The sequence below is a fragment of the Polyangium sp. 15x6 genome (assembly GCF_029960785.1).
Lineage (GTDB): Bacteria > Myxococcota_A > Polyangia > Polyangiales > Polyangiaceae > Polyangium.
The window spans coordinates 18,435-27,949 of the sequence record NZ_JASBQE010000135.1 but is presented as its reverse complement, the minus strand read 5'-3'; the positions used below and the strand labels follow the sequence as shown (position 1 = coordinate 27,949).

The window sequence follows — 9,515 nt, the reverse complement described above, 5'->3', positions numbered from 1 at the left end:
GGCGGCGGCGCGGCGGCCGGCATGGGCGGCGCCATCGGCGGCGGCGGCGCCGGCGGCGGCATGGCCCCCGCGGGCGGCGTCGGGGGTTGCTGACTCATCAGCATCGTCCCCTTGAACTTCGGCGCGGCGGCTCCTTTCAGGTTGAAGCCACACTTCGTGCAAGTCGTCGCCGTCTCCGAGTTTTGTGTCCCACAATTCGGACAGAACACGAACCACCTCCCGAGGCGCTGCGCGTCATTCGAACGGTTGCGAAGGGCGCGAGGCGGCCGGGAGCGTAGTGGAGGTTCGCACCACTTCTCAAGCACAACGCAAGGGGTCGTCGGAGATCGATCGCCGACGCGCGAGCGCGCTTGCGAGCGAGCAAACCCGCGCGTGCTCGGCGGTGCTCTCGGGCGCATGAAACGGAGCCGCTGCGAGGTGGGCTCGGGTGCAGCGCGCCGCCAAGAAAAGGAGAAAGATTCGGCATGGCGAACGGCGCGCCTTGACACAACCGGGGGTCGCTCACTAGCGTGCGCGCGCCTGCAGAAGGGGCCCGAGCGAAACGCGGGCAAAACCCTTCGGGCGGCTCGTTCTCTCTCCGGTCTGGCTCGTGGCCCGACGGAGGGGGTCGAAGTCGAGCACGAGGACACGTGCTCGCTTGCCGCCGCCTCGATCCACCCCTAGCCCTGCTGGCGAACGAACATGACGAAGTTCGCACTGTCTCCCGACCGCGAGAAGCACGTCGAAGAAATCCTCTCGCGTTACCCGAACCGCCAGGCGGCCTGCATCCCCGTCCTCCATCTCTGCCAAGAGCAGAATGGCTGGATCTCCGACGAAGTCGTCGAATGGGTGGCGGCTCGGCTCGGCCTGTCGGCCGCGCACGTGAAGGGCGTGGTGACGTTCTACACGCTCTTCAACAAGGAGCCCGTGGGCAAGCACCAGGTCTGGGTCTGCCGGACCTTGAGCTGCGCGCTCCGCGGCGCGGACGACATCCTCCACCACTGCGAGAAACGCCTCGGTATCCACGTCGGGCAGACGACGAAGGACGGGAAGGTGACCTTGCGGACGGCGGAGTGTCTCGCCTCGTGCGGCACTGCGCCGATGATCCAGGTCGACAAGGACTACTACGAGAACCTCACCACGGCCGAGGTCGATCGGATCCTCGACCGCCTCATCAAGTGACCCATGCTGCGACAAACGACGTATCTGACGAAGCGGTATGGCGTCCCCGAGGGGTGGACGCTCCCCGTGTACGAGCGTGACGGGGGCTATCAACAGGCCAAGCGCGCGCTCTCGATGCCCCGGGAGGCCCTCGTCGAGGAGATGAAGGCCGCGAACATCCGCGGCCGCGGCGGCGCCGGCTTCCCGATGGGCGTGAAGTGGAGCTTCATGCCGTGGCCTCCGAAGCCGGAGAAGCCGCACTACCTCGTCATCAACGCCGACGAGGGCGAGCCCGGGACCTTCAAGGACCGGACGATCATGGAGCTCGATCCCCACGCGGTGGTGGAGGGCTGCATCATCGGCTGCTTCGGCATCGGCGCGCACGCGGCGTACATCTACGTCCGCGACGAGCTGCACCTGTCGAAGGCGCGCCTCTGGGGCGCGATCAAGGAGGCGCGCGAGAAGGGCTACCTCGGCGCGAAGCCCTTCGGGATCGACTACCCCGTCGAGGTCTACGTCCACACGGGCGCCGGCGCGTACATCTGCGGCGAAGAGACGAGCCTCCTGAACTCGCTCGAAGGCAAGCGCGGCGAGCCGCGGCTCAAGCCTCCGTTCCCCGCGCAGGCCGGCGCGTTCGGCATGCCGACGACCGTGAACAACCTCGAGACGATCGCGGCGGTGCCGGTGGCGCTGGCGATGGGCGGCGACGCCTTCTCCAAGCTCTCGGATCTGCACGATCAGAAGGACGGCGGCTGCCGGCTCTACGGCGTCTCGGGCCACGTGAACACGCCCGGCGTCTTCGAGGCGTGCGTGGGCCTGACGCTGCGCGAGCTCATCTACGACCTCGGCGGCGGCGTGAAGGGCGGCGAGCTGCTCGGCGTGATCCCCGGCGGTTCGTCCTGTCCGATCCTGCGCCCCGACGAGGTGGTGAACGCGCCCGATCCCAAGTCGCCGCTGCACCGCTGGCACGGCAAGAACGTGCTCGACGTGCCGATGGGCGTGGAGACGTACCGCGCGCTCGGGACGATGCTCGGCACGTGCTGCGCGATCGTCCTGAACAAGAACACGGACATCGTGCTCGCGATGCACAACCTGATGCGGTTCTACCGCCACGAGTCCTGCGGCCAGTGCACGCCGTGCCGCGAGGGCAGCGCGTGGCTCTTCCGCATCCTCGATCGGATGGTGCACGGCGAGGCCACGATGGAGGAGCTCGATCGGCTCCACGAGATCGCCGACAACATCATGGGCAACACGATCTGCGCGTTCGGTGAGGGCACGGCGATGCCCGCGCTCGGCTTCTTGCGCAAGTACCGCAAGGAGTTCGAGGAGCACGTGCGCACGAAGGGCAAGTCCGGGACGGGGAGGCTCGCGCTGTGAACAAACTCGAACTCGCGTTCTTCGGCCTCTGCTCGGTCATCGCGCTGCTCGGCGCGATCGTGACCGTGGGCGCGAAGAACCCGATCCGCGGGGCGATGGGCCTCCTCTCGACGATCATCGGGATCGCGGGCCTCTACCTGATGCTGGCCGCCGAGTTCCTCGCGGCGATCCAGCTGCTCGTGTACGCGGGCGCGGTCGTGATCCTCTTCCTGTTCGTGATCATGCTCCTCGGCCCGTCGGCGCAGTCGAAGCGCGACGCGCGGGGCGCGGTGGCGCGTTACGTGGGCGCCGCGGCGCTCCTCGTGAGCGGGCTCGGCGCGATGGCGCTCGTGATGCGCACGCAGCCGAGCACGCCGACGGCGCTGCCGGCCGTGCCGCCGCAGTTCGGCACGATCGAGTCGATCGGGCACGAGCTCTTCTCGACGGCGCTCGTGCCGTTCGAGCTCTCGGGCGCGCTGCTCCTCGTGGCCGTCATCGGCGCGGTCGCGGTCGCGCGCGGCAAGCAGGTGGATCCCACGCTGCTGCCGGCGGCGGACGCGAAGCCGGCCCAGACACCCTCACCCACCGCACGCACCGCAGGCCAGACCAAGGAGGCGAGGTCGTGACCGTCCCGCTCGAGTACTTCGTGATCGTGGCCGCCGCGCTCTTCATGACGGGCGCGGTGGGCTTCTTGATCCGACGCAACCTGCTCGTGCTCCTCATGAGCATCGAGCTGATGTTGAACGCCGTGAACCTCACGCTGGTCGCCTTCAACCGCCAGCACGTGGGGGGCCACGCCGGGCAGATCTTCACCTTCTTCATCATCGCCATCGCCGCGGCGGAGGCCGCCGTCGGCTTGGCCATCGTCCTCGCGTTCTTCCGGCTCCGCAGCACGGTGCGCTCGGACGACGCCGATCTCCTGAGGAACTAGCGTGGAAGCCCTCAAAGCTCAGTTTCCCGCAACGAACTTCACGCTGTTAGCGGTCGTCCTCGCCCTGCCGCTCCTCGGCGCCTTCGTGAACGGCGTCTTTGGCAAGCGGCTCGGCAAGGCGGGCGTCCGCCTGATGGCCCTCTCGGCCCTCGGCGGTTCGTTCATCGCGGCGCTCGCCACCTTCCTCCTCCTGCCGAAGGGGGAGGGCGGCGGCACGCTCGCGTGGACCGCCTGGCGCTGGTTCTCGTTGAACGGTCGGATGGGGCAAACGATCCCCATCGACGTCGCTTTCAGCGTCGACGCGATGAGCGCGACGATGATGCTGGTGGTCACCGGCGTCGGGTTCCTGATCCACCTGTACTCGAGCGAGTACATGGTGAAGGACCCGGGCTACCACCGGTTCTTCGCGTACTTGAACCTCTTCTGTTTCGCCATGTTGACGCTCGTCATGGCGGACAACATGGCCGTGCTCTTCGTCGGCTGGGAGGGCGTCGGCCTCTGCAGCTACCTCCTCATCGGCTTCTGGTTCGGTGACGAGAAGAACGCGACCGCGGGCAAAAAGGCGTTCATCGTCAACCGCATCGGCGACTTCGGTCTGCTCGTGGCGATGGCGATCCTGCTCTACTACACGGGATCGCTCCGCTTCGCGGAGATCAACGCCAGCGCGCGGAACCTGCTCGATCCGGTCACGATCTGGCCCTTCGGCAACCTGCCCCTCGAGGCGCAGTGGGACGCGGCGAACCCGAACGCGAACGCGCTGTACAAGGCGATCGTGCACCTGTTCCTGCCCGAGAAGGGCATCCAGGTCTACGCGTCGACGCTCGTGGGCCTGGCGATGTTCCTCGGCGCGGCCGGCAAGAGCGCGCAGATCCCGCTCTACGTGTGGCTCCCGGACGCGATGGCGGGCCCCACGCCGGTCTCCGCGCTCATCCACGCGGCCACGATGGTCACGGCGGGCGTCTACCTCGTCGCGCGCACGTCGGCGGTGTTCCTCATGTCGCCGGCCGCGATGGCGACGGTGGCGGTGCTCGGCTGCGCCACGGCGATCTTCGCCGCGTCGATCGGCCTGTTCCAGCACGACCTGAAGAAGGTGCTCGCCTACTCCACGGTGAGCCAGCTCGGGTTCATGTTCATCGGCGTCGGCGTGGGCGCGTTCGCCGCGGGCTTCTTCCACGTCTTCACGCACGCGTTCTTCAAGGCCTGCCTCTTCCTCGGCGCCGGCTCGGTGATCCACGCGATGCACGCGCGGATCCACGACACGGACAAGTCGCAGGACATCCGCAACATGGGCGGCCTGAAGAAGTTCATGCCGATCACGCGGTGGACGTTCCTGATCTCGTGCTTCGCGATCGCCGGCGCGCCTCCGCTCGCGGGCTTCTGGTCGAAGGACGAGATCCTCTGGCGGGCGTTCTCCACGAAGATCGTCGCGCCGGAGGTCGGCCGCATGGAGCCGCTCTGGACGTGGCCCTCGTGGCTCGGCCAGGGGATCTACTGGGTCGGCGTGGTCGCCGCGACGATGACGGCGTTCTACATGTTCCGCGCCTACTTCCTCACGTTCCACGGCGAGTTCCGCGGGTGGAAGATCGTCGCGGGCTGGAAGGAGCCGAAGCACGGCCACGGCCATGACGATCATGGCCACGACGATCACCACGATCACCACGACGACGGCACGCCGCTCGAGGGGCCGAAGCCCCACGAGTCGCCGCTCGCGATGACGCTCCCGCTCATGGTGCTCGCGGTGTTCGCGGTCTTCGCCGGCTTCCTGATGGCGGAGCCGATCCACATCGAGCCGCTCGGGCACATCCTCTCGCCGGTCTTCTCGCGTGCGCACGACGCCGTCGTGCTGCGCGGCGAGGGCGTCGAGAAGCTCATGTGGCCGATGATGGGCCCCGGCGTGGCGGCCTTCCTCGCCGGCACGGGCGCGGCGATGGTCGTGTACCTGAACAAGGGCGGCGCGCCGGAGGAGTCGTTCAAGAAGGCGGCGCCGGGCCTCTACAAGCTCATCTACGACAAGTGGCGGATCGACGAGCTCTACGACGCCGTGGTCGTCGGGATGGTGGACGCGCTCGCGGACATCTTCACGGCCGCGGACAAGTGGTTCATCGACGGCATCCTCGCGAAGCTCACGGCGGCGATCGTCGCGTTCTTCGGGACGGTCCTCCGCACCTTCCAGACCGGCCGCGTGCAGGTGTACGGCGCTGCGATGGCCCTCGGCCTCGCGGGCGTGGGCTTCTTCCTGGTCCGCCCGCACGCCGACGCGACGGTCGACGATTCGAAGCTCCGCTCGGCTGGCGAGGTGGTCATCTCGGCGGCGCCCGGCCCCGGCTACACCTACCGCTGGGAGGGCACGGGGACGGAGCAGAAGGACTTCAGCCAGGTGCGCGAGGTCCGCATCAACGTCAATCCCGGGGAGACGAAGGACGTCAAGCTGCACGTGCGCAACGCGTTCGCGCAGGAGGCGACCCACTCGTTCGCGATCACGCGGCCTGGCCGCGGCTTCCCGTCCTCCGCGGCGCCGATCCCGGTCGTGCCGGGCAATGTGGTGCCCGCGGGCGGCGGTAGCATTCCTGCGAAGGACATCCCCGGGCTCATCAACCCGCGAGGCGCACAATGAGCCCGCTCGATCTCGTGTTTCAGTACTGGCCTGCGATCGGCGCGGGCATCCTCGGCGCGCTCGTCCCGCGGGGCGACGCGTCGACGAAGCAGCGCGCCGGCCTCGGCTTCATCGCGGCCCTCACCACGCTCTTCGTGATCTGGCTCTGGCCGACCGAGGGCGCGGCGCAGGCTGCGCAGGCTCCGGGCGAGTGGCCGCACCTGCTCAACCTGCTCATCGCGCTGCCCATCGTGGGCGCGGCGGCGGTGCTGTTCATCCCGCGCCAGATGCTCTCGGTGCTCCGCGGCTTCACGTACGTGGTGCTCGGCATCGGGTTCGTCGCGTCGCTCTGGCTGCTCACCGTCCCGATGACCGCGGGCTGGCACTTCCAGTACATCAAGGACTGGATGCCCTTCCTCGGCATCCGCTACCACGTCGCGATCGATGGCATCAGCCTGTGGCTCGTGCTCCTCACGACGTTCGTCACGCCGATCGCGGCGTACGCGTCGTTCGGCTCGATCAAGACGCGCATCAAGGAGTTCTGCTTCGCGCTCCTGCTCCTGCAGGGCGGGATGATCGGCGCGTTCGTCGCGCTCGATCTCTTCCTGTTCTACGTGTTCTGGGAGCTGATGCTCGTCCCGATGTTCATGATGATCGGCGTCTGGGGCGGCGCGGATCGCGTGAAGGCGGCGATCAAGTTCTTCCTCTACACGATGGCCGGCTCGGTGCTGATGCTGGCCGCGATCATCTACCTCGTCTGGACGCACCAGAAGCTCACGGGTGACTTCACGTTCGACTACCTCGCGCTCTCGCGCGTGGTGCTGTCGAAGAACGCGCAGCTCATCTGCTTCTGGGCCTTCTCGCTGGCGTTCTTCATCAAGGTGCCGATGTGGCCGGTGCACACGTGGCTGCCGGACGCGCACGTGCAGGCGCCGACGGGCGGCTCGGTGATCCTGGCCGCCGTGATGCTGAAGCTCGGCACCTACGCGTACATGCGCTTCTCGATGGGGCTCTTCCCGGGGCCCGCCTCGAACCTGTCGGCGAACCTGGCGGGCGTGGCGATCCTGGGCGGCATCCTCTACGGCGCGCTGGTCGCGTGGAAGCAGCGCGACGTGAAGCGCCTCGTCGCGTACTCGTCGGTCGCGCACCTCGGCTTCGTCATGCTGGGGCTTTTCAGCGCGACGCCGGCGGGCATGCAGGGCGCGGTGCTCCAGATGGTCAACCACGGCGTGTCGACGGGCGCGCTCTTCCTCCTCGTCGGCGTCATCTACGATCGGCGCCACACGCGCGAGGTGGACGAGTTCGGCGGGCTCGCGAAGGTGATGCCGCTCTACGCGGTCGTCTTCCTCATCGTGACGTTCGCGTCGGTCGGCGTCCCCGGGACGAACGGGTTCGTCGGCGAGTTCCTCGTCATCATGGGCACGTTCCTCTCCGAGCGGCTCGGCAAGTTCGCCGGGATCCACACGGTGGGCGCGGCGGCCGGCGTGATCCTCGCGGCGGTCTACATGCTCTACGTGGTCCAGAAGATGTTCTTCGGGCCGCTCACGAACCCGAAGAACAAGCACCTGCCCGATCTCACGGTGCGCGAGTCGCTCGCGCTCGCGCCGCTCGTGCTGATGATCTTCGTCATCGGGTTCTTCCCCGCGATCTTCCTCGATCGGATGAAGGAGTCGATCCTGCTCCACCACAACCAGTACAAGGTCGTATCGGGTCAGGCGATCCTGTTCGCGGACGAGCGGGACGCGAAGCTCCTGCCCGAGGACACGTTCTCACCGGCGTTCCTGAAGGGCATGCCGAAGAAGGAGAAGCCCGAGGAGCCGTCGGCGGGCGCCGAGGGCTCGCAGGCGGCGCTCGGCGGTGAAGGGAAGGTGGCGCAGTGAACGCGGGGCTCTTCCTCGGTCTGTCGCCGCTGCTCGTCGTCAGCCTCGGCGGCCTGCTTCTGATGGTGGCGGAGGCGTTCTCGAAGCGTCGTGTCGACGAGACGTCGGACGATCGGGACGCTGGTCCCTCCTCGGAGCTCTCGCTCGGCACGGCTGTCACGCTCCTCGCGGGCGCGGTCTTCGCCGCGGCGATCTGGTTCGTGGGTCCGGAGAACCTCGAGGGCGCGTCGTTGGTCGCGCCCTGGGTGATCGTCGACCGCTTCACCCTGTTCTTCTCGTTCGTGCTCTGCCTCGGCGGCGCGCTCGCCGCGCTGCTCGCGGGCGGCTACCTGCCGGAGCATCGGCTCGATCGCGGCGAGTTCTACCCGCTCATCATCTTCTCGACGGTAGGCGCGATGATCCTCGCTGCGGCGGGTGATCTGCTCTCGCTCTTCCTCGGGCTCGAGACGATGTCGCTCGGCGTGTACGCGATGGTCGGCTTCCGCCGCGCCTCGCTGCGCAGCACCGAGGCCGCGGTGAAGTACTTCCTGCTCGGGTCGTTCGCGGCCGCGCTCCTGCTCTACGGCGGGGCGCTGCTCTACGGCGCGACGGGGCACACCGATCTCGCGGGCATCCGCGAGGCGATCGCGAACGCGCAGCCGGGCAAGGGCCCGAACTTCGCGCTCGTGATCACGGCGGCGGTGCTCATCATCGTGGGCCTCGCGTTCAAGGTGAGCGCGGTGCCGTTCCACATGTGGACGCCGGACGCCTACGAGGGCGCGCCGACGCCGACCACGACGTACATGGCCGTGGCCGTGAAGTGCGCGGCGTTCGCCACGATGCTCCGCGTGCTCGTCGGCGCGTTCGGCGAGGGCGGGCTCGAGTCGTGGGCGGCGGGCTGGCCTCCGGTCGTGGCGCTGCTCGCGGTGCTCACGATGACGGTGGCGAACCTCGTCGCGGGCCAGCAGGAGTCGGTGAAGCGCATGCTCGCGTATTCGAGCATCGCGCACGCGGGGTACGTGCTCGTGGGCGTCGTCGCGACGATGCGCGCGGGCGGCGACGCGCAGGGCAGCGTGATGTTCTACCTGCTCACGTACACCGTCTCGACCGTCGGCGCGTTCGGCGCGCTCATCCTGATGGGCAGCCGCGGCGCGGAGGCGGTGAGCTACGAGGACCTCGCGGGCGTGGGCAAGCGGCACCCGGCCGCGGGCTTCGCGTTCTCGCTCTTCCTGCTCTCGCTCGCGGGCGTGCCTCCGACGGCGGGCTTCTTCGGCAAGCTCTACATCGTCAAGGCGTCGATCGGCGCGGGGCTCTACCCGCTCGCGATCATCCTGCTGCTGAACAGCGTGATCTCCGCGTATTACTACCTGCGCGTGATGGTCTACATGTACATGCGCGAGCCTGCGCCCGGCGCGCCCATCGCGAAGCCGATGCGCTCGGGCTACGTCGCGACGGCGCTCGTCGTCGCCGGCGTGCTCGTGCTCGTGCTCGGCCTGTGGCCGACGACGTCGCTGCAGATCGCGGTCGAGGCGGCCCTCGCCACGCGCTGACGGAGCGGGCCTCCGGGCTCGCTCCGCGCTCCTCGCTTCCCCCAAAACGGAATCCTTGCCCCGGCGACGGCTGTGCCGCAGCATCG

General features: G+C 68.4%; 7 protein-coding genes. All 7 read left to right on the top strand.

From position 1 onward, the window contains the following. Positions 1-681: 681 nt before the first annotated feature. The 7 genes from nuoE to QHF83_RS48090 are packed head-to-tail and all read left to right on the top strand — an operon-like array spanning position 682 to position 9,429. The gene (gene nuoE, locus QHF83_RS48120; RefSeq protein ID WP_281311752.1) at positions 682-1,161 is read left to right on the top strand and encodes an NADH-quinone oxidoreductase subunit NuoE; all 480 of its coding nucleotides are present in this window, start codon (positions 682-684) and stop codon (positions 1,159-1,161) included. A gap of 3 nt (positions 1,162-1,164) precedes the next feature. After that, the gene (gene nuoF, locus QHF83_RS48115) at positions 1,165-2,517 is read left to right on the top strand and encodes an NADH-quinone oxidoreductase subunit NuoF (RefSeq protein WP_282424891.1); all 1,353 of its coding nucleotides are present in this window, start codon (positions 1,165-1,167) and stop codon (positions 2,515-2,517) included. Beyond that, the gene (locus tag QHF83_RS48110) at positions 2,514-3,122 is read left to right on the top strand and encodes an NADH-quinone oxidoreductase subunit J (RefSeq protein WP_282424890.1); all 609 of its coding nucleotides are present in this window, start codon (positions 2,514-2,516) and stop codon (positions 3,120-3,122) included. Before nuoF ends, QHF83_RS48110 begins: the two co-directional genes overlap by 4 nt. Further along, positions 3,119-3,427: an NADH-quinone oxidoreductase subunit NuoK gene (nuoK, locus tag QHF83_RS48105; protein WP_281332113.1), complete on the top strand. Its 309-nt coding sequence runs from the start codon at positions 3,119-3,121 to the stop codon at positions 3,425-3,427. Before QHF83_RS48110 ends, nuoK begins: the two co-directional genes overlap by 4 nt. A gap of 1 nt (position 3,428) precedes the next feature. Then, the gene (gene nuoL, locus QHF83_RS48100; protein ID WP_282424889.1) at positions 3,429-6,041 is read left to right on the top strand and encodes an NADH-quinone oxidoreductase subunit L; all 2,613 of its coding nucleotides are present in this window, start codon (positions 3,429-3,431) and stop codon (positions 6,039-6,041) included. After that, positions 6,038-7,900 (top strand): NADH-quinone oxidoreductase subunit M, encoded by a 1,863-nt coding sequence (locus QHF83_RS48095; protein WP_282424888.1) that lies wholly within the window; start codon positions 6,038-6,040, stop codon positions 7,898-7,900. Before nuoL ends, QHF83_RS48095 begins: the two co-directional genes overlap by 4 nt. After that, positions 7,897-9,429, top strand: a complete 1,533-nt coding sequence (locus tag QHF83_RS48090) for an NADH-quinone oxidoreductase subunit N (RefSeq protein WP_282424887.1) — start codon at positions 7,897-7,899, stop codon at positions 9,427-9,429. Before QHF83_RS48095 ends, QHF83_RS48090 begins: the two co-directional genes overlap by 4 nt. Positions 9,430-9,515: the final 86 nt, after the last annotated feature.

Bases quoted from the DNA above. Each gene is read 5' to 3' on its own strand.
- nuoE (WP_281311752.1), top strand. From the start codon at position 682: ATGACGAAGTTCGCACTGTCTCCCGACCGCGAGAAGCACGTCGAAGAA.
- QHF83_RS48095 (WP_282424888.1), top strand. From the start codon at position 6,038: ATGAGCCCGCTCGATCTCGTGTTTCAGTACTGGCCTGCGATCGGCGCG.
- nuoF (WP_282424891.1), top strand. From the start codon at position 1,165: ATGCTGCGACAAACGACGTATCTGACGAAGCGGTATGGCGTCCCCGAG.